This is a genomic window from Paenibacillus sp. SC116 (assembly GCF_024733555.1).
Lineage (GTDB): Bacteria > Bacillota > Bacilli > Paenibacillales > Paenibacillaceae > Paenibacillus_B.
In genome coordinates this window covers 56,045-78,833 of record NZ_JANIOF010000008.1, presented here as the reverse complement: position 1 = coordinate 78,833, position 22,789 = coordinate 56,045, and the positions used below count along the sequence as shown (strand labels likewise).

Sequence of the window (22,789 nt, the reverse complement as noted above, 5' to 3'; positions counted from 1 at the left end):
TGTTTGTATGTATTTGCAAGCCATATTTAATAATTCCATTCTATCTATACTTCTTAAATTGAAAGTATGAGCCGATCCTTCTATAATAAAATGGATATGCTTGGGCATCAATTCGAATTTACTATGATTAAGGATGAGTGAGGAAATAAACGAATGAAGGAATCGATTCTGAAGCGCAGCAAATTTCGCGCGCTAATCGCATATCTATTACTGCCTGTGTTATTGCTGCATTCCTGCAATCTGTTACCCTCAACACCGTCTAGTGACAACGAACCTGCACAGGGGACATTAGTCGTATCGGCAGAAGCTAGCTTGCAAACCGTGCTAGTCGAGATTAAAGACAGCTTCGAGCGAAAATATCCGCATGTAAACGTACAGTTCAATTTCGGAGCTTCAGGAGCTTTGCAGAAACAGATCGAACAAGGCGTAGCAACTGATATATTTATGCCTGCTAGCAATAAGCAAATGAACAGTCTAATTAAGTCCGGATTCGTCGCTGACGATCAGCAGCGAGATTTGTTAAGCAACGAGCTTGTTGTTATCGTAAACACAACGAACAAACAAACTTGGTCAAGTTTGGAGAAATTAACTTCAGCCGAAATGGAGCGCATTGCGCTCGGTGACCCTAAGTCTGATTCCGCAGGCATGTACACGGAACAAACATTACAACGCTTATATTTTTGGAGTGACATTAAAGATAAAGCGGTTTTCACAAAAGATGTTCGCCAAGTGCTCTCGTACGTAGATACCGGCAATGTCGATGCTGGCTTTGTTTATCGTACGGATGCGCTAGGTGCGAAAAACTCCAAAATCGTTCATTTTGTGAACCCAAAACATCATGACCCGATCATATATCCGATTGGCATCATTCAGCAGACACGTAATGCAGAAGCTGCTCAGCTATGGGTGGAATATGTTCAACAACCTGAGGCGCAGCAAATTTTCAAGCGTTATGGATTCAAAATGGCAGGTGAATTAAATAACGCTTAAGCTTGAGAAAAGTTTGTACGATATGAAAATGAGTTCACGGATAAAAAAAGGGTTCCGCCCATTGGTCATACCAATGATGCAGAACCCTTTTGGGTATTTACCGAATAATGTTATTGTTCTTTATCGAGACAACATAAGTCATGGACGTGCTGGAAACCGACCTTTTTGTACAGCTGAATAGCTTTATCATTGCTTGCATTTACACAAAGCGTAATCGATTCAATCGTATCGAAGGCAAACAACCAAGTTAATGCAGCAGTCAATAAGCGGCCGCCAATTCCTTTCCCACGCTCAGATTCAGTCACTGCGAAAAATTCGATGTTAGCTTCGCCAAACTCTGGCTCAGCTTCAACATAAATATACCCCGATAAATCCATTCCATTCTTGATTACAAACACTTTTCTATGTTCATTTAGACGCTCTATGATTTGTTGACCGCTGTAATAGGTGCCCGGAAATTCATGATCGTGCAGCTGAATCATTTCAGAATAATAGGATTCCGTTAATTCCGTAGCTCCACCTTCTATTAACTTGCCACAATCCGCACGTTGAAACTTAAGAACGGCTTGTTCACTCGTTTTTTGAAAAGCTAAACGTTCGGCTAGTTGAATGACAGGAACATTCTTTTTATTCGGGAACATGCTTAGCGCATTTATTTCTTTAGGAAGCTGTTCGACCATCTTACTCCACAACGTATCAACCAGATCCCATCTGTCCGTGTTCACAAACGGCCCCCATATTTCAGCGCAATGATGGTCTAAATCCGCATCAAAGCCTAACACACCGATTAATTTATCATCTTCATAAGCAAGAACGAAACTTTCACTATATGAAACATCGGTTACATCCTCTAATAAAGAATGCGCGATTTCTTCATGATCTGTACCGCAATAGCCTATATGCGACTCCTCACTTTGATTCAGCATGGAAATAAAACGAGATACGTGCTCTACATCGGATGTATTCATATTTCGAAATTGCACCATGTCTTAGCCCCCTATTTTAAAAAAAGGTTGAACTGGTCGTTTTATTTCTTCATCTCCAACTTGGACTCCATTCGACTGTAAATCATCGCCACGATTGGGCCGGAGATATTATGCCACACGCTGAATATCGCACTTGGCACAGCAGCGAGTGGAGAGAAATGAGCTGTGGCAATAGCTGCCCCCAAGCCCGAGTTCTGCATCCCCACCTCAATGGAGACTGCTTTGCGTGCTGCAAGATCCAACTTGAATAGCTTCGCAAACAAATAACCTAACAGCAGTCCTAAGCAGTTATGAAGAATAACGACAGCAAAAATAACGAGCCCTGTTTCTGCAATTTTCTGCTGGCTGCCCGCTACTACTGCCGCTACGATTGCTACAATTGCAACGGTAGAGACAAGCGGTAAAGCTTTCACTCCTGCTTGTGCAGGCTTCTTAAGCAATGTCTTGAAAATGATACCCAGTACAATTGGGATGATTACGATCTGCATGATAGACCATAGCAATGCCGAAGCATCGACAGGAACCCATTCACTAGCTAAAAATAAAATAAGTGCTGGTGTAACGATAGGTGCTAGCACAGTCGTAATTGATGTAACCGTTACGGATAATGGCACGTCTCCCTTGGCCATATAAGTCATAACGTTGGATGCAGTGCCCCCAGGGCAGCAGCCAACGAGAATAACACCTACTGCAATTTCAGGTGGAAGTTGAAGCCCCTTTGCAAGCAAGAAAGCAAGCGACGGCATAATAAGAAATTGACCGACAACCCCGATAATAACCGCTATAGGCCGGCGGAGGACCTCCTTGAAATCCCCTAACGATACTGTTAGCCCCATACCGAACATAATGATACCGAGCAATGGTGTAATGTATGCACCGATCCATTTAAATAAGTCCGGCCACATGAATGCCAAGCACGCTGCGATCATAACCCAAATCGCAAATGTTCTTCCTACAAATTGTCCTAGTTTCTCCATGATGTCCTCCGTATATGTACATATGTTTTTATGTAAAACACATTATATATCCTAATTTAGGTATTTACCACATAAAAATATGAAAATTAAACCAATAGGAAGTAGAATATAGAGCTTAGGTTGAAGCCTGCGTACAATAAAAGGGATAAATAAAAAAACAATGGATAGAGAATCGAGGGCATGCTGCCTCGCGGGACTCTATCCATTGTTTGCGTTAATGAAGCGTAAATGAATTAAGATTTATATTTACGCCAATCATTCTTGTCATTGTTTAATAAATATTCAAAATCATTATCAAGACGTTTCTGTTCCGCCTTGCGTACTTCTTCTTCCTTCTTGCGCTCTGCTTCTCTTCGTTCAGCTTCAGCCGTCTTCAAATCTTCGGTTTGCGCCTTCAGTTTGCTTAGCACATCCGCACTCAATAAGTCTTTCAACGTAGCTGGCTTATCCGCGGATAGGTTGGAAGAAGGCGTTGGTTGTTGTTTTCTTTTCTTAGCCATCCTATTCACCTCGGTTTCTCCTTCTATTATAACAAGGATAACGGAGCAGGTGAACTGAATGGATGTAACGAAGCCACATACTTTTTGCGATTAAGCGGCTGCCATGACATCGTCGTTACAGCTTGAACTTCGCAATACTCTCCTCTAAACGCTCAGCCATGCGGGACAATTCTTCTGCTGAATTGCTAATCTCCTGCATGGAAGCCAACTGCTCTTCTGTTGTAGCAGATACGGTCTGCGTACCATCTGCCATCTTCAATGTAACGGACTTCACTTCTTGCATGTAGCCGGACATTTCTTCTGTACCTACAGACATCTGCTGAGCCGAAGCGGATACTTCCTGAATTTGTGTCACCACAATTTGCGCAGCTTGCTCAATACGTTCAAAGGCAGCTCCTGCCTCGTGGATAACTTCAATACCGCGGGATACTTCAGCTACGCTGTGCTCTGAATTGCGAACCGACTTCTGCATCTCAGACTGAATATGCTGAATCGTCCCTGCAATTTCCTTCGCCATCGTCGAAGATTGCTCGGCAAGCTTGCGCACTTCACTTGCAACAACGGCAAAGCCTCTGCCATGTTCACCAGCACGAGCCGCCTCGATGGAAGCATTCAGTGCCAATAAATTCGTTTGTTCTGCAATTCCTGTAATGGCTTTAACGATATCATTGATCTTATTCGTTTCATCGCTAAGGCCTTTCATGGAGTGACCCATACCGCTCACACTGCTATTAATCGATTCCATCTGCTGGATCGCACGCTGAATCGAGCGATTCCCCTCTTCTACGATGTCAGACGAGTCAAGTGCTGCGTGACTCACCGTCTGCGAGCTGCTAGCGATTTGCTTCGCACCAACGGTAATTTCTTGAACAATTCCCTCTGCTTCATTCATATTCGATACTTGCGTTTCCGAACCCACTGCCAACTGGTTCATGCTCTCCGCTGTATATTGAGATGCCTGAGCGGATTGCTCAGAAGCAGCCGCAAGCTCTTGCGAAGAGGAAGACAAGTGCATCGAGGTGTCTGATACTTCATTAATGACACTGCGCAATGAATTGGTCATCGTATCAAAGCTGTAGCTTAGTTTACCGAATTCATCGCTCGCACGAGAGTCAATTTTCACAGTCAAGTCGCCTTTGCTCACTCGATTAGCCGCTCTCATTAATCGCTGCAATGGGTTGAAAATAGAGCGAATAATAAAGTAGATAACGACAGCACCAATAACGACAGCTAAAGAAACAATAATGAACGTCGTTTGGAAAATAGGCTGTGACGCTTCTCCATACTCCTCCGTTAGCATCATTCCGGCAATTTTCCAGCCCGTCTCTTCATTCGTCGTATAAGCCATATCTTTTGGCTCGCCGTTCAATACATAATGATGACGGCCGGATATTTGGCTGTATATTTCATCCATCCATACTTCCTTCGAATCACTACCTAATGGCAATGTAGGATGCACGACATATTTACGAGTCTGGTCGAGAATAATGATGTATCCATCCGTTCCGACCCTTACCTGACTCGTCATCGCCATCAATTTCTTTAGATCTAAATCTACAGCAACTACGCCACTACCGTTATCGATAGCGCGGGAAATCGTAACGACTTCTTTGCCTGTTAGAGCATCGCGATATGGAGGAGTAGTGACGACATCCCCCTTCTTTTCCATCGCGAGTGTATACCAATTACGCTCCCTTGGATCAAAGCCTACGTCCGTCTTAAACTTCGGTGCCTGAATCATAGCACCTTCCTTCGTACCGATGAACGTAGAAGCTAGTTCAGGATGTGTGAACTGGAATCGATTTAACAGGTCAAATATTTCAGAATGATCTTGACCTTTCTCTACTAAATCCAACACAGATCCAGCTAAAAATTCAACATTGCTCTTGCTGTCGGAAACCATCCCGCTTATTTTATCATCCAACAGCATTACACTAGCTTCCGTTGCAGAGTATATTTCTTCTTGTACAATACCTTTAGCTGTATCGTACGAAAACATGCCAATCGACAAACTCGGCACTAACAATATCAATACAAACGCTAAAATTAGGCGCGCCCGCACGGACAATTTCCACTTCATATTGTTCCCACCTTGTAACAAAATGTTTATTCTATGTCTTTTACTTATCGGCATTTTGAGCTCGAAAATCGATACATAAATATTAACAACAAAAAGGCCCATTGAAGATTTAATGGGCCTTTCCTCTTACCGATCGATACTATATAAACAGGCTCAATGTGTGAAATAGACTATAGCTTAAACTTAGCAATCAATGACTCCAGACGCTCTGCCATACTGGACAGTTCCTCCGCTGAGTTGCTAATTTCCTGCATGGAAGCCAACTGCTCTTCTGTCGTTGCAGATACACTTTGTGTGCCGTCTGCCATTTGTATGGTAACTGCCTTAATGGACTGCATATTCTCCGCCATCACTTCCGTGCTCGCAGACATCTGCTGAGCAGCTGCGGATACTTCTTGAATCTGGGTCGACACGATTTGGGCAGCTTGCTCAATTTCTTCAAATGCTGATCCCGCTTCCTGAATGACATCAATACCAAGTGCGACCTCTGCTGCACTTTGCTCGGAATTAGATGCCGACTTCTCCATCTCGGATTGAATGTGATGAATCGTCTCCGCAATTTGTTGTGCCATCGCAGAAGATTGCTCTGCCAGCTTGCGCACTTCACTTGCTACAACAGCAAACCCTTTGCCATGCTCACCAGCGCGAGCCGCCTCAATAGAAGCATTCAATGCCAATAGATTAGTCTGTCCCGCAATCGCTGTAATCGCCTTAACGATATCGTCAATGCTTCGCGCCTGCTCTCTTAGACCTCTCATCGACTGTCCCAGCTCGCCAACACTGCTATTGATCGACTCCATCTGCTTAATCGCTCGCTGGATGGAATGATTGCCGCTGCCAACCACTTCTGACGACTGGATAGCCGCTTGGCTAACCGTATTGGAACTGCTTGCAATCTGCCTAGCTCCAACTGTAATTTCCTGCACAATCATCTCTGCAGCATCCATGCTCGCCACCTGACTGTCCGATCCTTCAGCCAACTGCCCCATACTATCAGCTGTGTACTGAGCAGCTTGTGCAGATTGCTCAGAAGCAGCCGCGAGCTCCTGCGAGGAAGAAGCCAAGTGCATCGATGTGTCAGACACTTCATGCAGCACGGTGCGCAACGACTCTGTCATCGTATCAAAGCTGTCGCTCAACTTGCCAAGTTCATCCTTAGACTGAGCATTAATACGTACAGTCAAGTCGCCATCACTAATCAATTGCGCAGACTGTATAAGTCGCTTCAAAGGATTCGTGATCGAACGAACGATGACGAATACGACAGCTGATCCTAGCAGGATGGAGATAGCGATAACAATAACAGCCGTCTGAAAAATAGGTACTGATGCTTCCTCGTACTCCTTGGTATACATCGTCCCGAGTATTTTCCAACCAGTAAGTTCATTCGTCGTATAAATCATGTCTTTCTGTTGTCCTTCAAATATATAGCTGATACTTCCCGATTCTTTACTGTACAGCTCATCTATCCAATCTTCCTTAGATTCGAAGCCTAGCTTCTGCGTTGGATGGGCTACGTATTTGTGTGTTCTATCCAAAATGGTTACATATCCCTGTTCGCCAATATGCATCTGCTTCGTCATCTCTACGATGCTTTTCAAGTTCATATTCATCGCCACGACGCCAGAACCATCATCAGTCATACGTGATACGGTAATAACTTCCGCCCCTGCTGAAGCCGTATGATAAGGTGGAGAAACAATGGTTTGCCCCTTGTTTTCCATCGCTTGCTTATACCAATCACGCTTTCTCGGATCATAGTCCGGGGCCAATTTGAGCTTAGGCTCCTGAATCATAACTCCATCTTTCGTACCTACGAACGTACTCACGAGATCTGAATGCTGCGCTTGGTAGTGATTAACTAGCTTCCTAGTAGGCGAACCTTCTTCTCCCTTGTCTCCATTCGCCTGAACAAGCCTCGCAAGAAATTGAACATCACTCATTCCATCTTCTATCAATGAAGTGACCTTGTCATTAAGCAGCATCACATTCTCACCAGCAGCATCGACAATTTCATTCTGCACGATTGCTTTAGCCTGGTTATAGGAAAATAGTCCAATAGACAAACTTGGAATGATTAAAATAATTGCAAAAGCCAAAATAAGACGTGTACGTACTGACCATTTGGTTTTCATGTAGTCCCCCACCTCATGAAGTTATATACTCTTTAACAACTTACAGCCTAACCTTGCTCCCCCTGCTCAATCGTTGGACACCCTATTTCGATCTGCCCATGTACTCACCTCGCGACGTTAAATCTACCTTATGCACGAATTTTTTTAAAAATTATGTAACACTTATATTATAGTTTAGACTCGAATATGTTGTCATAATTTCCGATAAAATTGCTGAAAGATGGATCGAAATGACTAAAAAAGCCGCCTCAGCATTTTCATGACAAAAGGCAGCTTTTTACGAATTTATTATTACATTTTATAAAATTACAGATTATAGCTTGAATTTCGAGATGACGACACCTAACCGTTCCGCCATTCGTGACAGCTCTTCAGCCGACGAACTGATTTGCTGCATGGAAGCCAACTGCTGCTCTGCTGTTGCCGATACGTCTTTCGTATGATCCGCAGCTTGTTCCGTCACAGCTTTCATTTCATTGATATAGCCGCTCATCTCATCCGTACCAGCAGCCATTTGTTCAGAAGATGCAGATACTTCTTGAATTTGTGTAGCTACCACTTGTACCGCGCTCTCCATACGTTGGAACGCAGATCCCGCTTCATGAATGACTTTAATGCCCAGCTTAACCTCAGCAGCACTTGTCTCTGTATTTTGTGCAGACTTCAGCATTTCAGCCTGTATATGCTGGATCGTCTCCGCAATTTGCTGGGCCATCAATGAAGACTGCTCCGCTAATTTACGAACCTCGCTTGCTACTACTGCAAATCCTCGGCCATGCTCACCCGCACGTGCTGCTTCAATAGAAGCATTAAGCGCCAACAAGTTGGTCTGGCCAGCAATACCAGTAATGGCTGTCACAATATTATCAATACTGCGTGCTTGCTCGCTTAATCCGCTCATGGATTGGCCTAACTGAGTTACACTGCTATTAATCGATTCCATTTGCTGAACCGCCTGCTTAATAGAGCGACTTCCTTCCACAACTACATCTGAAGAAAGCGTCGCTGCTTCTGCGACAGATTGCGAGCTATTTGCAATTTGACGAGCACCTACAGCCAACTCTCCAACAATCGTATCAGCTTGATTCATCTGATTTACTTGCTGCTCGGATCCTGCCGCTAACTCTGTCATACTTTCAGCTGTATATTGAGAAGCTTGCGCAGACTGCTCAGAAGCAGCTGCCAACTCTTGAGATGAGGATGACAAATGTAGCGAAGCGTCACTCACTTCATTTAAGACAGAACGCAATGAATCCGTCATTGCATCGAAGCTGCGGCTCAGTTCACCAAACTCATCCTTCGACGAAGCATTTAAGCGTACCTGCAAATTGCCACCACTTACGGCATGAGCAACGCCTCTTAGACGGTTAAGTGGATTAAGAATAGAACGAATAATGAAAAATACGATAGCCGTTCCTATTGCAACAGCTATAGCAACAACAATGATCGTTGTGTTCATGATTGGCTGCGATGCGTTACCATATTCCTCGGAATACATCGTGCCTGCAACTTTCCAGCCCGTCTTTTCATTGGTGAGGAAGCCCATTTCCTTGGAATCCCCCTCAAACTCATACGTAAACATCCCTTGCTTATCCTTATACATCGGATCAACCCATGTCTTCTCTTCACTTACGTTCGAGCCTAGCTTTCGGGTTGGATGCACCATAATTTGTTTGTCTTTACTTAACATAATAATGTAGCCTTCATGGCCAATTTTCACATCTTGTGCGATGTTCATAAGATGCTTAAGCTTTAGATTCATCGCAACTGCTCCTGAACCATCCTCCAGAGAACGTGCGATTGTTACGACCATTTCGTTAGTTGAGTCCGTCATACGAGGACTCGTAATAACGACTTTGCCTTTGTTAGTCATCGATTCTTTATACCAAGCGCTATTTCTTGGGTCATAATTTTCAGCCAGTTTCATTTTAGGAGACTGAATCATAACGCCGTCCGTCGTACCGACGAATGTACTCGCTAAGTTTGGATGCAGCTCCTGGAATTCATTCAACAATTCACGAACAGGCGAATTGTCTGCTCCGTTATCGCCTTTAGCTTTAATAATGTTGGATAGATATTTGATGTTTGCATCACTTTCATCAATCGTCCCATCAATCTGATCATTCAACAGCTTAATATTTTGAGCAATAGCTGTCTCCATTTCCTTCTTCACGATCGAGCTCGCGCTATTATAGGAAATCACTCCAATTACGATACTTGGAACAAGCAAAATAAATGCGAATGAAATGATCAATCGCACTTTTACAGATGAGAAAATATTCATATGGACCCCCTAGGATGTCGTTTTCTTTCGATCTCTCCTGATTAATTATCGGAAAATGAATGTAAATGAAGTAGAGTTTCATCGCAATTTCCGAAAACCTTTTTCTGCCAAAATACTTTTTTCAAAATAAACGACACTGACCACAAAGAAAATGGCCGAGTGCGGGATCATATACTAACCCTTACTCGACCTTTTTCACGAATCAAATGCAGTTAAACTGCTCGCTTACACTTATGCTGTCTGTACTGCTTCCAACACATCCTGCGTGTGTCCGCTTACTTTGACATTGCGCCATTCGCGCACAAGTCTGCCTTCTTCATCTACTAAAAAAGTAGAACGAACGATACCATAGTACTCGCGACCGTACATTTTCTTCAACTGCCAGACGCCAAATTGTTCAGCTACCGTCTGATCCGTATCCGACAACAGCAAGAATGGCAATTCATGCTTCGCAATAAATTTGTTGTGGGATTTCAGATCATCAGGGCTGATGCCAATCACAACCGTATTGTACTTTTCAAAGCTGCCATGATAATCACGGAAATCACAAGATTCCTGCGTGCAGCCAGGTGTCATATCTTTCGGATAAAAGTAAATAACGACCTTCTTACCGCGATAGTCCTTCAAACTTACTTGCTCTCCGTTCGACGCCGGAAGTGTAAAGTCTATTTGCTGCCCCAATTGAGCTTGTTCTGTCATTGTGATACACCTCTTGTCCTTTTACCATCATATAACCTTAGCTTATCACGCTGAATCAATAGCGACAAATCATTAGCAGAAAGTATTGCTTTAAGGTCTGATTTCAATTAAGTAGTACGCATAGTCAGTCGGTGTACCTTTGTGCCCTAACTGTCGGAGCATCGCGGTTATATTTCCACGGTGATAAGTAGCATGATTGACTACATGCATAACAATTTCCGCGTAAGAAGCTGTTAAAGTAGGAAAAGCAGGATGGGTGTACACACGAGTCTCATCTAAATCCTGCAACGCCCCCACATGAATACGATACTGTGCAGCTACATTCGCATACCGCTGCTGGAGTTCTTCGAGTGAAAGCTGTGATATTTCCCTTATTTTCGATTCGAAATCTACTTTCATTTCTGCGTTAAACTCACCTGATAAGGCAGTCATCCACACCTCATCCACAACACAAATATGAACAACCGCATCATGTAACGTTTTAAATATACTTTGTATCTCTTGCCGCACTACTCCTTCTGGTAAGGTCAGCAGATGATTCAAGGTCTTCTCATTAGCCCAAACGTTATAGTCGTACATGCCCTCTGCAAGATGCTTCATTCATATCCCTCCACAATTGTAGACATATAAAAAAACGGGTCAGGCAGCATTTCCGCTGTCTGACCCGTTGTAATGGAACTTTATTATAATGGATGGAAATCGTATATGGCTACTGAAATATGCTAGCCTATTCTATTGTACAAATCGATACGCGTTCCATCGCTGAGAATTAACAACTAGCCTAGGCTAACCAATTCTCAACCGACCTAAGAACCTGCCCCGCGATATCGTTTCACACCAACGTTCCACATCGTTAATCCAATTGTAAAAGCTATGATGCCGACGACAGGTGTTAACAACGCCATTTGCTCCATCCCCTTATCTTCCAAGAAACGAGATGCAGGAACAATGCCCACAAAGGCAAATGGAAGAATCCATGTCAACAGCACTTGAATAAAGCGATTATAGATCGTAAGTGGATACCGTCCATAGTTTTGAATGTTCCATACAAGCGGCAAAATGCCTGTCGGCGCATCTGAGTAGAACGAAATAGACGTTAGAGCCGTGTAAATACCGAAGTAAATAAGAACGGACCCGATAATCATAACTATCAGCAGAAGAATATCCAACATGCCAAAATCAATACCTAGCTGTGAGCCAGCGCTGATCATTAGTGCCGATCCAACAAAGGAACCAATAATAGATGGAGGATCGACGTTTTCCAAAAGGATCTGGAACAGATTGTGCGCAGGACGTGTTAATACACGGTCCATTTCTCCTTTGACAATATAACGCTCACTAAATCCCCACATATTGAAGAAACAGCTGAAAATACCGTACGGTATCATAAAGTATCCATATACAAACACCATCTCATCTCGTGTCCATCCTGCTAAGGTCGGCGTGTGCATAAACACAACGAAGATAAAGATTAAGTTCGTAACTTGAAACATCAAATCCGAAATGACCTCAATCCAGAAGTCTGCCCGATAGGTAAGTCGAGTTTTGGCATAGTTTTTTAAATACTCTAAGACAAGCCCCACATAATACATTCGTTATCCCCCTTGCACGAACAAGCGCTGACGCGCTGCACGCCACAGCAGCATAATAGGTACGCTCAGCACTGCGAACCATATCAATTGAACCGCCAGTACACCGAGCAGTTCTTCATCCGGTACACGCCCTGTAAATACGGAGCTTGGAAGATAGGTGATCGCTTGGAACGGCAGCCATTCATTTAACGTAATGAGCCAGCCTGGGAAGAAAGAGATTGGCACGATTACGCCAGAGAATAAGTCGACGATAACCCGCTTCAAACGCATCATCCCTTGATTATTTTCGATAAAGAAAGCACTAAGCCCCGTAATAATATTAATCTGCGAGTTAATAAGGAAACTCATAAATAACATCCATGCAAATACAAGCCATAGCTTCGGATCCGTCGGCAGCTGCACAGGGAACAGAATACATGCCAAGATCATCCCCGGCCCCATAAACAGCAGCAATCGGAAAATACCTTCCCCGAATCCCTGCATCATCTTGACTAGAATATAGTTGTACGGACGAATAAACTGGATCGCAACACTGCCATCCCGTATTTCCCGTGATATTTCTTGATCGAGATTGTTGAAATAAAAGGCGCGTGCCATCCATGATACCGCAATATATGTTGTCATCTGCTCGACCGTAAAGCCAGCCAGCATCTGCTGCGAACCGTATATCGCCTGCCATGTAAAGTAGTACACTCCAATGTTAAGCGTGTAGATTAAAATACCCGAATAATAATTCACACGATACGCAAGCATCATGAGGAAGCGCATGCGTATCAAATCCAAATAAGCGCTATTTCTCATGTTAAGATACCCCTTGCTTAGTTGGCTGCTCCGCATTGCCTGTACGATAAATCTCGCGTACGATATCGTCCGTATTCGTCTCTTCGATGCTCAAGTCCGAGATGGAAGTACCACTCGCAACCCTTGCGATCACATCCGATACATTCGTATCTTGTGGAACGATAACACTCGCTTCATAGTCAGACTCAATTTGTAAGACTACAGGAAGCCCCGCTGTTAAGACACTAAGCTTCTCCTCGGATACTTGTTCTGCGAACTGGAACTTCACTTCACGGCCTTTACCCCATGTCATTTTCAGATGATCAAGGCTGCCGTCGTAAATAATATTTCCGTCATCTAGCATGACGACGCGCGAACAAAGCGCTTCGATATCCTGTAGATCATGTGTCGTTAGCAAAATCGTCGTACCATGCTCTTTATTCAGTTTAAGCAGGAATTCACGAATTTCCGACTTCACGACGATGTCGAGTCCGATTGTAGGTTCATCTAGAAACAGGATCGACGGTTGATGAAGCAAAGAAGCAACAAGCTCGCAGCGCATCCGCTGCCCTAAGCTTAATTTTCGTACAGGACGATTGAGCAAATCCTGCAGCTGAAGACGCTCCACCAACTCATCCAAACGGAGCTTAAAATCCTGCTCCCCTACTCGATACACCTTACGCAGCAAGCGGAACGACTCAATGACTCCGATATCCCACCACAGCTGACTCCGCTGCCCAAATACGACACCGATATGCTGAACGAACTTCTCGCGTTCTGCATAGGGCACATAGCCGCCTACCTTGAGATGACCCGAAGTAGGCACGAGAATTCCTGTTAGCATTTTAATCGTCGTTGACTTGCCAGCACCATTCTCGCCAATGTAACCACAGATCTCGCCTTGAGGAATTGTAAATGAAATATCTTTAACGGCCATAACCTCGTTATATTCACGTTTGAACAGGTCCAGCATGGCACCCTTCATACCTTCGCGATTGCGCTGCACTTTAAATGTCTTGCGCAGTTTGTCTACTTCGATTGCATTCATTCGTTGAAACAACCACCTTTCTACTTAACCTTTAACAGTGTAACGCAACTGGGCTTGTCAGGGAAGACATGAAGGTTCGGCTGTGAGCACATTCATTGATAAGGCCTGAGATTCGCCCTATAATGATAACAAGCAACAGACACAACTTCATATCGGAATTCACCATGAACAGACTCTCTTTCTCCGATCGCAGAAAGGACGAAATGAAATGACATGGTTGAAACAAAAGTGGAAATGGATCCTGCTCGGGGTACTCATTCTCATCCTTGCAACTGCGAGCTTATACACATGGTCGCTCTATCGCAGCTTGGATGGTCTAAATAAACCGCCTGACAGCAGCTTGCTGCCTAGACCTACAGATCCTGCTGAGCCCGTCTATTCACCACCAATATGGGAAGGCACAGAACGAGTCAATATCCTACTGCTTGGAGCTGACTCTCGCGGAGCGGAAACGGGCGAAGTCCCCCGATCAGATACGATGCTTATCGCCTCCATTGACCCGATTACAAAACAAGGTACACTAATTTCCTTGCTGCGGGATATGTACATTCCGATTCCCGGACATGGTGACAATCGAGCGAATGCCGCACTTGCATTAGGCGGTCCGGAATTGGCCATGAAGGCGATAGGTGATTATACAGGTCTACATATCCAATACTATATTTATACCGATTTTCAAGGCTTTATCTCGCTAATTGATGAGCTTGGCGGCATTGAATTCAACGTAGAGAAGGATATGAAATACCGAAGCAGAGCAGATGGACCCGAGTATGATATCAATTTAAAAAAGGGACTGCAAACGCTTGATGGCAAAAGTGCACTGCAATATGTTCGCTTTCGGAATGATGCGATGTCCGACTTCTCGCGAACACAGCGTCAGCGCGATCTAATGGTAGCAGTCGCAACTAAGATGAAGTCCGTATGGTCGATCATGAAGCTGCCCCAGGTCATTGAAAGTATTTCACCTTACATTGACACGAACTTAGAAGTTAGCGATATGCTGAAGCTTGGGTCATTGGCATTGGATACGCAGGTAGGAGCTACGCATCAAGTTCCTAGGCAAGATATGATATACGACAGAAAGATTGGCTCCAGCTCAGTCATTGATCTGCGGCAAGGGTATGACGTACCAACATACGTGAAGCAAATCCTCGAAGGTTCAGCTGAGTCTGGGTCTGGAGCAGAATCAAATGCAGAGACAAGTACAGAAACGAAACCTGGCAGCCCTTGAGCGTGTCAGAGAGAACGACATTTCACCAATGAACACCATCATGACAAATCAAGGAGATGATATATATGACACACCAAAATAGAACACGCTCATCTGAACTCTATGAAGAAGCGTTACAGCATATCGTAGGCGGCGTTAACAGCCCGTCTCGCTCTTTCAAAGCAGTAGGCGGCGGAGCACCTGTATTTATGAAGCGCGCACAAGGCGCTTATTTCTGGGATGTGGACGGCAATCAATATGTGGATTATCTTGCCGCATACGGCCCTATTATAACCGGACATGCCCATCCGCATGTAACGGAAGCCATTACGCGTGCAGCACAAAATGGCACGCTGTACGGCGCGCCAACTGAGCTAGAAATTCAACTTGCACGCATGTTGAAAGAAGCAATTCCTTCGATGGATAAAGTACGCTTCGTCAACTCAGGTACCGAAGCGGTTATGACTACGATTCGTGTTGCACGTGCTTATACGAACCGCAATAAAATCATCAAGTTCGCTGGCTGTTACCACGGCCACTCTGACCTTGTGCTTGTTGCAGCTGGCTCTGGCCCATCCACACTTGGCATCCCAGACAGCGCAGGTATTCCTGCAAGCATTGCACAAGAAGTCATTACCGTTCCGTTCAATGACTTGGACAGCTTGAAGCTTGCTCTAGAACGTTGGGGCGACGATATCGCCGCTGTTATGGTTGAACCGATCGTAGGCAACTTCGGCATGGTTATGCCAGCAGAAGGCTTCCTTGAAGGACTATGCGAGATGACACGCGCCAATGGCTCGCTCGTTATTTATGATGAAGTGATAAGTGCGTTCCGCTTCCACTACGGCTCGACGCAAACATTCCGTGCCTTCCCGAATCAGGCAGCTATTGAGCCTGACTTGACGGCACTTGGAAAAGTAATCGGCGGCGGCTTGCCGATTGGCGCGTACGGCGGACGCAAGCAGATTATGGAGCAAGTTGCACCGCTCGGCCCTGCTTATCAGGCAGGAACGATGGCAGGCAACCCTGCTTCCATCTCAGCAGGAATCGCTTGCTTGGAAGTACTTCAAGGCGAAGGCGTTTATCCTCGTATGGAAGAGCTAGCAATTCGCTTGACAGCTGGTATTGAAGAAGGTGCGAAACGTTATGGTGTTCCGTTAACGATCAATCGCATTAGCGGTGCATTTTCCACTCATTTCTGCGATCATCCGATCACGAATTACGAAGAGGCGCAGGATACGGATACAGAAGCGTTCGCGCAGTTCTTCCGCCATATGCTCGATCAAGGATTCTACCTTGCTCCATCCAAGTATGAAGCTTGGTTCCTAACGACAGAGCATACAGAGACTGATATTGATCGTACCATTGAAGCAGCGCATGAGAGCTTCCGCCGTATGGCACAACAGCGTTAATAGATGTTACAAAGGACCTCATCTCCGATTTATTCGTGAGAATTGAGGTCCTTTTTTTCTTTGGTACATATCCAATTCCCGTCGTCCTATACAGCACCTTGGGGACAAAGTAAAAAGGTTGCCCCTAAGTCTTAAAATGACTTTTGGGGCAACCTTTATTCCAATATTCAAGCTGATTTTGTAGAGAGCCTAATCCCTAATCACGTTCAGCATCGAACTTAAAGCTTATTAATCTCTTCCTTCAGAAGCTCAGATTGCGTACCGAATACGATCTGTACGTTACCAGAACCAAGCTTCATAATGCCTGCTGCACCTAGAGCTTTTAAGCCAGCCTCATCTACAACTTGGTCGTCTTTCAACGTCAAGCGAAGACGAGTAATACATGCTTCGTTAGAAACGATGTTGTCTTTACCACCGATCATGCCAAGCACCTTCTGCGCCTTCTCCGACAATGGAGAGCTTGCATTCGTTGAACCAGCAGAGTTATCAGCAGCATCATCATCGTCTTCACGTCCAGGTGTCTTCAAGTTCATCTTCACGATAAGGAAGCGGAACAAGAGGTAGTACACCGCGAAGTAAGCAAGACCTACTGGGATGATAAGCAATGGTTTTGTCGCTAATCCGAAGTTCAAACCATAGTCAATAAATCCTGCCGAGAAGCCGAATCCATGCTTAATGCCCAACATGTACGTAATGACGCCAGATAGACCAGCTAAAATCGCATGAATGACATACAAGAATGGAGCTACGAACATAAATGCGAACTCAAGTGGTTCAGTAATACCTGTTAGGAAAGAAGCGAATGCCGTACCGATAAAGATAGAAGAAACCATTTTACGTTTCTCAGGCTTCGCTGTGTGAATAATCGCCAAAGCCGCACCAGGAAGTGCGAACATCATGATCGGGAAGAATCCTGTCATGAACATACCCGCCGTTGGATCACCGTGGAAGAAGCGTTGAATGTCTCCACGGAAAACTTCGCCGCCAACTTCCCATGTTCCAAGCTGGAACCAAGGAATGTTGTTCCATACATGGTGCAAACCTGTAGGGATAAGCAAACGGTTAATCGTAATGAACAAACCAGAACCTGCTGCACCCAATCCAGTAATCCAGTTACCAACTGCATCAATTTGCGCTTGTACTGGACCCCAGATCATACCCAATGGAATACCAATAAGCAAGATTGCTGCTGCCGTTACCATCGGAACAAAACGTTTACCACCGAAGAATCCTAACCAATCTGGCAGCTTAATGTTGTGATATTTCTTATACAACCCTGCTGCTACAAGACCTGACAAAATACCACCGAGTACACCCATATCGAGCTTCACAGAATCATCTACGAACGCCCAGATGCCCGGAGAAATGGCCAACACTTTCATAAGAATCGCATGCGCGATAACTGCTGCCAATGCTGCAACTGCATCCCCAGCAAGACCGATCGCTACACCAACCGCGAAGATAAGTGGAAGCTGATCGAAGATCGTACCGCCACCTGCAGCCATGAATGGTGCGATATAGCTGTTGAAAAATCCACCGACTGTTTCACCAAACTTGAATTCGTTGACGTAGTCAATCGCACCTAACCTCATGAGAATTGCTGCCGCTGGAAGCGTTGCCACAGGAAGCATCAATGCGCGACCTATTCTTTGTAAAAAGGCTAACATGAGAGGTATCCCCCTTTAAAAGATATATTAAGTATGGATAAAAGGCGGGAGCAATATTCCGCGCTTCCCTACCTGTCATCACCGCTAAGGATGATAAAAACCAAAAAGGCATGAACTTGCGACGAGTCGCATCCTTGAAAATCAAGGATGTGTCTCATGGCAAGCTCATGCCTAGTCGAACTAGTAACACGCTTATGGTATAAGGTTAAAGTTAATCCAGTTCTTTATTGAATAAACGATACAAGTGCATCGCGATGTAAGCTGTCTCATCATCAGTTACTGGCTTGTTGAGCTTATTCTCCATCAGGTCTGCAGCCTCTCTCGCGACCGAGTATTCATGAGGCACCATATCCTTCAGCTTATCACGGAACGGATTCGGAGAATGCTCGCCTTGCCTGATTCGCTCAATTGCAAAACGAAGATGCGTAATTAAGCGCAAATAGTCAACACTTTCCTTCGGAATTGGCCCGCCTCGCCTGCGCTCGATAAGCGCAACTAAATCTTTCAGCAGGTGATTGTACTGCACGACATTCCCCACTGGAACATGCGCTGCGGCAGACTGAATATGTATCGTTAAGAAACCGATCTCATCTTCAGGTACTTCTATACCAAAGCTGTTCGCAATAAGTTCAGCTGCTCGTGCGGCAATCTCGAATTCCTTCGGATTCAACGTCTGTAATTCCCATAGAAACGGATTCTCTATCGCAATATCATGACGAATGCGATACAAAGCATACTCGATATGACTTGGCAGTGCCAAGTGAATATGCTCATTGAGATTCGGAGTTAGTTCCGCCGATACCATGGAAATAATGCGTTCCGAAACGGTGATGACTTCAGGATCAATCTGATCCAGTAACATTTGATATTGGGATAAATGCTGCTGGCTTTCAAGCGTAAACGTCTTCTCGATCCGACCATCTGAAGCGGCTAGAATTCCGTTGGGCTTAGCCCCGAATCCTACCCCTTTGCCCATGAGAATAGTCTCTTTGTTCGTCAACACATCGTTCGCCAACACGACATTGTTGCTTAATGCGCGTATGATTTCAAATCGACGCTCGTCGGACAACGGTATACTCCTTTCTCATCGGATTGAAAACGTTTTCGCCATTACAGCGGTCAATCTAATGATTATATTAGAAGAATCCTTGATAATTGTCAATCAAGATATGCGATATTTTCTCGTTTATCCAACTATTACACTAAATTAGAGAACAACATCATAATTATACTAAAAATGTAAAAAAATGCAGACTAGGATACTTTCCACTTCCCTAGCCTGCATTGTTGTGTCTAGATCGTAAGTTCCTGAATCGCAGGTACACGGTCAACAATTAAATATTGAATTTCTTCTGCTGTTTCCAAGTTCAACGCTTCTTCTGCCAATTGCTTCATCTCTTCACGATTCAAGCGGCTCAACAGAACGCGGACAGAAAGAACGGAGCTTGCACTCATACTGAACTCGTCTAAGCCAAGTCCGAGCAAGAGTGGGACAGCTTTCAGGTTACCAGCCATCTCACCGCACATTCCAGCCCATTTGCCTTCTTTGTGCGCCGCATCAATAACCATCTTGATCAAACGAATAACTGCAGGGTTGAATGGCTGTGTCAGGTGCGATACGTTTTCGTTCATGCGGTCAGCCGCCATCGTATACTGCACCAAGTCGTTTGTTCCGATCGAGAAGAAGTCTACTTCTTTTGCCAACTGGTCCGCGATAATCGCAGCAGCTGGAACTTCGATCATCATGCCGACTTCCATTTCTTTATTGTATGCAATGCCTTCTGCATCCAATTCCGCCTTTGTTTCTTCCAACAACTCGTTAGCTGCACGAAGTTCCACAATGGACGAAATCATCGGATACATCAACTTGACGTTACCATGAGCGCTTGCACGCAAAATAGCACGAAGCTGCGTCTTGAACAGATCTTTACGATCCAAGCAAAGACGAATAGCACGGTAGCCCAAGAACGGGTTCATTTCTTTAGGAAGCTCCAAGTACGGGAGCTCTTTGTCTCCGCCGATATCAAGCGTACGGATAACAACTGGCTTCTCAGCACCCAATGTCTCGCACACTGCTACATAAGAATTGAACTGTTCTTCTTCAGATGGGAAGTTGTCGCGACCCATGTAAAGAAACTCTGTACGGTATAGACCTACGCCTTCAGCTCCGTTGTTGCGAGCGCCGAGTGCATCTTGTGGATTACCGATGTTAGAAACGAGTTCAACCTCATGTCCGTCAGCTGTAATAGATGGTTTATCTTTGTACAGCTTCATCGCTTCTTGACGTTTCATGTACTTCGCTTGCTTCTCTTGGTAAGTTTTGATTGTATCCTCATCTGGATTAACCAAAATAATACCGCTTGAACCGTCCAAAATGACAATGTCCCCAGTCTTTACAGCTTCGGAGCCATTTTGCGTACCAACAACAGCTGGGATTTCCATGGAACGTGCCATGATCGCAGAGTGCGATGTACGGCCTCCAATGTTCGTTGCAAATCCAGCTACTTTGCTGCGATCAAGCTGAGCTGTATCCGAAGGAGTCAAATCGTGTGCGAACAATACGACTGCTTCCTCGAAATCATTTAAAGACGTACCTGTTTGGCCAGATAAAGCAGTCAATACACGCTTGCTAACATCGCGGAAGTCCGCTGCACGCTCACGCATGTACTCACTGTCCATACTGGAGAAAATATCAACGAGCATTTGTGTTACTTCTGACATTGCAAATTCCGCATTAACGGACTCGTCACGTACCTTTTTTACGGCTTGACCGATAAACTCTTCGTCCTGAAGAACGAGGATATGAGTTGCAAAAATTTCTGCCTCATGTTCACCAAGCTTGGCTGCTGTTTTTTCCTTGATCTGTTCCAACTCTGCCATCGCTTGCTGTACCGCCGCTTGTAGGCGGGCTGCTTCTGCTTCTACTTCACCAGCAGGCAGTTCACGACGCTCAATTTCTGTATGATTCTCTTCCATAATGAACGCCGGTCCGATTGCATAACCAGATGCTGCTGCGATTCCTTTAAGTAGCATGAAGGATTCTCCACTCCTTTACGATTGCCTAGACGATGCTTCGATAACGTACAAAATTAGTCAAGTACAGATTCGATAACTGCGCCTACTGCTTCAACCGCTTGCTCTGCTTGTTCGCCTTCTGCACTTACTGTAACTGTATCTCCAGCTTTCATACCCAACGTCAATACGCCTGTAATGCTTTTCGCGCTGATTTTACGACCGTTTAGCTCAAGAGAGACTTGAGTAGCTGCGAACTCGCTAGCTTTTTTCATGATTGCGCCTGCTGGACGTGCGTGAATACCTTGTGGGTTTTTAACTGTGAATTGTTTTTCCATGATGAAATGGCTCCTTTATTCGTTGGATTCGAAATTATATTTGTAAAAATTAACGTAAGCTTAACGAAAAATAAGGACTATACCTTTTATTTAGGAAGAGCAGATCATTTTCAATCGCTGTTGTAGAAATAACTACAAAGTCGACCGCTGGTGTTTCTCCAAAACGATTCTGCTCCCGTTTAACTAAGGCAAGCCTTCATTTCGTTCCACTTTATAAATGACTAATTATTGATGAAAAGTCGTTATCTATTTCAATGTAAGTTCCAACAGCTCGCTAGAACCTGCTGTTACGTTACCTTCGTGTGCTTTCAACTCAGCTACAATGTCACCATTTGCGATAACAATTGGCGTAACCGTTGGAAGACCAGCTTCTTTAATTTGAGCGATATCAAATTCGATAAGCGTATCGCCTTTTTTTACTTTGTCGCCAGACTTCACATGAGGAGTGAATGGCTTACCTTGTAGAGATACTGTGTTAATGCCAATATGAACTAGCAATTCAACACCCGTTTCACTTGCCATGACTAAGGAATGGTGGGAATCGATCAAGTGAACAATTGTTCCATCGAATGGAGCGATAAAAACACCCTCAGTCGGCTCAATTGCGATACCGTCACCGATAATTTTTTGTGAAAATGCTGCATCAGGAACTTGATCCAAGGCTACTGCCTTACCTGTAATTGGAGCTACGATTGAAACTTGCTTTTTTTTCTTACCAAAAAGACCAAACATGAGAATTCCTCCTTCAAGTTATCTAGCTGTCAGCGTATTGACTGTATGGATCCGTCTAAGACGGCTTTTTATCATATCAAACTGGAAAATTACCACTGAATGTCAAAAAAGGCACGAGCTGAAGCTGCAGTTCACCCTAATGAACAGCTGCTTAGCTCATGCCTAGTCGTACTAGTAACACGCTATTGCATTCCACTTAAAAAGTATATAAGTCATTTTAACATTTTGAATCAGCGGATGCAAGCAAGCAGGGCACTGCAACATATTTTCCAATGATATGCTGAAAATCGGCTGCTTACTAGCGATAGCCGCTCTTATAAGATGCACTTTAAACAAGCAATTCATAC

19 protein-coding genes are annotated in these 22,789 nt (G+C 44.5%); 3 read left to right on the top strand and 16 right to left on the bottom strand.

Annotation, left to right across the window (positions count from 1 at the left end):
* Window positions 1-153: 153 nt before the first annotated feature.
* Window positions 154-990, top strand: coding sequence for a molybdate ABC transporter substrate-binding protein (gene modA, locus NQ117_RS22730; protein WP_258280309.1), 837 nt, complete (start codon window positions 154-156; stop codon window positions 988-990).
* Window positions 991-1,100: 110 nt separating this feature from the next.
* Here the strand turns inward: modA and NQ117_RS22725 are convergent, their stop codons facing one another.
* The 11 genes from NQ117_RS22725 to NQ117_RS22675 form a co-directional block, all read right to left on the bottom strand.
* Window positions 1,101-1,976: a GNAT family N-acetyltransferase gene (locus NQ117_RS22725; protein ID WP_258280308.1), complete on the bottom strand. Its 876-nt coding sequence runs from the start codon at window positions 1,974-1,976 to the stop codon at window positions 1,101-1,103.
* 41 nt (window positions 1,977-2,017) lie between these two features.
* Complete coding sequence (locus NQ117_RS22720) at window positions 2,018-2,953, bottom strand: bile acid:sodium symporter family protein (protein ID WP_258280307.1); 936 nt, start codon at window positions 2,951-2,953, stop codon at window positions 2,018-2,020.
* Between the two features lie 233 nt (window positions 2,954-3,186).
* Window positions 3,187-3,453 carry a YqkE family protein gene (locus tag NQ117_RS22715; protein ID WP_258280306.1) on the bottom strand — a complete coding sequence of 89 codons (267 nt, stop codon included), beginning with the start codon at window positions 3,451-3,453 and terminating at the stop codon, window positions 3,187-3,189.
* A 115-nt stretch (window positions 3,454-3,568) separates the two neighbouring features.
* Window positions 3,569-5,533 carry a methyl-accepting chemotaxis protein gene (locus NQ117_RS22710; protein WP_258280305.1) on the bottom strand — a complete coding sequence of 655 codons (1,965 nt, stop codon included), beginning with the start codon at window positions 5,531-5,533 and terminating at the stop codon, window positions 3,569-3,571.
* Window positions 5,534-5,703: 170 nt separating this feature from the next.
* A complete protein-coding gene (locus NQ117_RS22705) occupies window positions 5,704-7,668 on the bottom strand; it encodes a methyl-accepting chemotaxis protein (protein WP_258280304.1) in 1,965 nt (654 codons plus the stop codon).
* Window positions 7,669-7,981: 313 nt separating this feature from the next.
* Complete coding sequence (locus tag NQ117_RS22700; protein WP_258280303.1) at window positions 7,982-9,952, bottom strand: methyl-accepting chemotaxis protein; 1,971 nt, start codon at window positions 9,950-9,952, stop codon at window positions 7,982-7,984.
* A gap of 231 nt (window positions 9,953-10,183) precedes the next feature.
* Window positions 10,184-10,651: a thioredoxin-dependent thiol peroxidase gene (bcp, locus tag NQ117_RS22695; protein WP_258280302.1), complete on the bottom strand. Its 468-nt coding sequence runs from the start codon at window positions 10,649-10,651 to the stop codon at window positions 10,184-10,186.
* A gap of 90 nt (window positions 10,652-10,741) precedes the next feature.
* A complete protein-coding gene (locus tag NQ117_RS22690) occupies window positions 10,742-11,251 on the bottom strand; it encodes a DinB family protein (RefSeq protein ID WP_258280301.1) in 510 nt (169 codons plus the stop codon).
* 206 nt (window positions 11,252-11,457) lie between these two features.
* Entirely contained in the window at window positions 11,458-12,243 is a 786-nt protein-coding gene (locus NQ117_RS22685) for an ABC transporter permease (protein WP_258280300.1), read from the bottom strand.
* 3 nt (window positions 12,244-12,246) lie between these two features.
* On the bottom strand, window positions 12,247-13,044 hold the full coding sequence (locus NQ117_RS22680) for an ABC transporter permease (RefSeq protein ID WP_258280299.1): 798 nt from the start codon (window positions 13,042-13,044) through the stop codon (window positions 12,247-12,249).
* A gap of 1 nt (window position 13,045) precedes the next feature.
* Window positions 13,046-14,071, bottom strand: a complete 1,026-nt coding sequence (locus NQ117_RS22675) for an ABC transporter ATP-binding protein (protein ID WP_258280298.1) — start codon at window positions 14,069-14,071, stop codon at window positions 13,046-13,048.
* Window positions 14,072-14,279: 208 nt separating this feature from the next.
* Between NQ117_RS22675 and NQ117_RS22670 the strand changes: the two genes are divergently transcribed.
* Together NQ117_RS22670 and NQ117_RS22665 are read left to right on the top strand one after the other, a co-directional pair.
* Window positions 14,280-15,302 (top strand): LCP family protein, encoded by a 1,023-nt coding sequence (locus NQ117_RS22670; protein WP_258280297.1) that lies wholly within the window; start codon window positions 14,280-14,282, stop codon window positions 15,300-15,302.
* A 65-nt stretch (window positions 15,303-15,367) separates the two neighbouring features.
* The gene (locus tag NQ117_RS22665; RefSeq protein WP_258280296.1) at window positions 15,368-16,693 is read left to right on the top strand and encodes a glutamate-1-semialdehyde 2,1-aminomutase; all 1,326 of its coding nucleotides are present in this window, start codon (window positions 15,368-15,370) and stop codon (window positions 16,691-16,693) included.
* 218 nt (window positions 16,694-16,911) lie between these two features.
* Here the strand turns inward: NQ117_RS22665 and NQ117_RS22660 are convergent, their stop codons facing one another.
* The 5 genes from NQ117_RS22660 to NQ117_RS22640 form a co-directional block, all read right to left on the bottom strand.
* Window positions 16,912-18,360 carry a PTS transporter subunit EIIC gene (locus tag NQ117_RS22660; RefSeq protein WP_258280295.1) on the bottom strand — a complete coding sequence of 483 codons (1,449 nt, stop codon included), beginning with the start codon at window positions 18,358-18,360 and terminating at the stop codon, window positions 16,912-16,914.
* 211 nt (window positions 18,361-18,571) lie between these two features.
* The gene (locus tag NQ117_RS22655; RefSeq protein ID WP_258280294.1) at window positions 18,572-19,429 is read right to left on the bottom strand and encodes a PRD domain-containing protein; all 858 of its coding nucleotides are present in this window, start codon (window positions 19,427-19,429) and stop codon (window positions 18,572-18,574) included.
* A 224-nt stretch (window positions 19,430-19,653) separates the two neighbouring features.
* Window positions 19,654-21,393: a phosphoenolpyruvate--protein phosphotransferase gene (gene ptsP, locus NQ117_RS22650; RefSeq protein WP_258280293.1), complete on the bottom strand. Its 1,740-nt coding sequence runs from the start codon at window positions 21,391-21,393 to the stop codon at window positions 19,654-19,656.
* A 56-nt stretch (window positions 21,394-21,449) separates the two neighbouring features.
* The gene (locus NQ117_RS22645; RefSeq protein ID WP_258280292.1) at window positions 21,450-21,710 is read right to left on the bottom strand and encodes an HPr family phosphocarrier protein; all 261 of its coding nucleotides are present in this window, start codon (window positions 21,708-21,710) and stop codon (window positions 21,450-21,452) included.
* 246 nt (window positions 21,711-21,956) lie between these two features.
* Entirely contained in the window at window positions 21,957-22,442 is a 486-nt protein-coding gene (locus NQ117_RS22640; protein ID WP_258280291.1) for a PTS sugar transporter subunit IIA, read from the bottom strand.
* Window positions 22,443-22,789 lie beyond the last annotated feature (347 nt).

Excerpts from the sequence above, each read along its gene's own strand:
- modA (WP_258280309.1), top strand. The coding sequence starts at position 154 with ATGAAGGAATCGATTCTGAAGCGCAGCAAATTTCGCGCGCTAATCGCA.
- NQ117_RS22725 (WP_258280308.1), bottom strand. The coding sequence starts at position 1,976 with ATGGTGCAATTTCGAAATATGAATACATCCGATGTAGAGCACGTATCT.
- NQ117_RS22720 (WP_258280307.1), bottom strand. The coding sequence starts at position 2,953 with ATGGAGAAACTAGGACAATTTGTAGGAAGAACATTTGCGATTTGGGTT.
- NQ117_RS22715 (WP_258280306.1), bottom strand. The coding sequence starts at position 3,453 with ATGGCTAAGAAAAGAAAACAACAACCAACGCCTTCTTCCAACCTATCC.
- NQ117_RS22710 (WP_258280305.1), bottom strand. The coding sequence starts at position 5,533 with ATGAAGTGGAAATTGTCCGTGCGGGCGCGCCTAATTTTAGCGTTTGTA.
- NQ117_RS22705 (WP_258280304.1), bottom strand. The coding sequence starts at position 7,668 with ATGAAAACCAAATGGTCAGTACGTACACGTCTTATTTTGGCTTTTGCA.
- NQ117_RS22700 (WP_258280303.1), bottom strand. The coding sequence starts at position 9,952 with ATGAATATTTTCTCATCTGTAAAAGTGCGATTGATCATTTCATTCGCA.
- bcp (WP_258280302.1), bottom strand. The coding sequence starts at position 10,651 with ATGACAGAACAAGCTCAATTGGGGCAGCAAATAGACTTTACACTTCCG.
- NQ117_RS22690 (WP_258280301.1), bottom strand. The coding sequence starts at position 11,251 with ATGAAGCATCTTGCAGAGGGCATGTACGACTATAACGTTTGGGCTAAT.
- NQ117_RS22685 (WP_258280300.1), bottom strand. The coding sequence starts at position 12,243 with ATGTATTATGTGGGGCTTGTCTTAGAGTATTTAAAAAACTATGCCAAA.
- NQ117_RS22680 (WP_258280299.1), bottom strand. The coding sequence starts at position 13,044 with ATGAGAAATAGCGCTTATTTGGATTTGATACGCATGCGCTTCCTCATG.
- NQ117_RS22675 (WP_258280298.1), bottom strand. The coding sequence starts at position 14,071 with ATGAATGCAATCGAAGTAGACAAACTGCGCAAGACATTTAAAGTGCAG.
- NQ117_RS22670 (WP_258280297.1), top strand. The coding sequence starts at position 14,280 with ATGACATGGTTGAAACAAAAGTGGAAATGGATCCTGCTCGGGGTACTC.
- NQ117_RS22665 (WP_258280296.1), top strand. The coding sequence starts at position 15,368 with ATGACACACCAAAATAGAACACGCTCATCTGAACTCTATGAAGAAGCG.
- NQ117_RS22660 (WP_258280295.1), bottom strand. The coding sequence starts at position 18,360 with ATGTTAGCCTTTTTACAAAGAATAGGTCGCGCATTGATGCTTCCTGTG.
- ptsP (WP_258280293.1), bottom strand. The coding sequence starts at position 21,393 with ATGCTACTTAAAGGAATCGCAGCAGCATCTGGTTATGCAATCGGACCG.
- NQ117_RS22645 (WP_258280292.1), bottom strand. The coding sequence starts at position 21,710 with ATGGAAAAACAATTCACAGTTAAAAACCCACAAGGTATTCACGCACGT.
- NQ117_RS22640 (WP_258280291.1), bottom strand. The coding sequence starts at position 22,442 with ATGTTTGGTCTTTTTGGTAAGAAAAAAAAGCAAGTTTCAATCGTAGCT.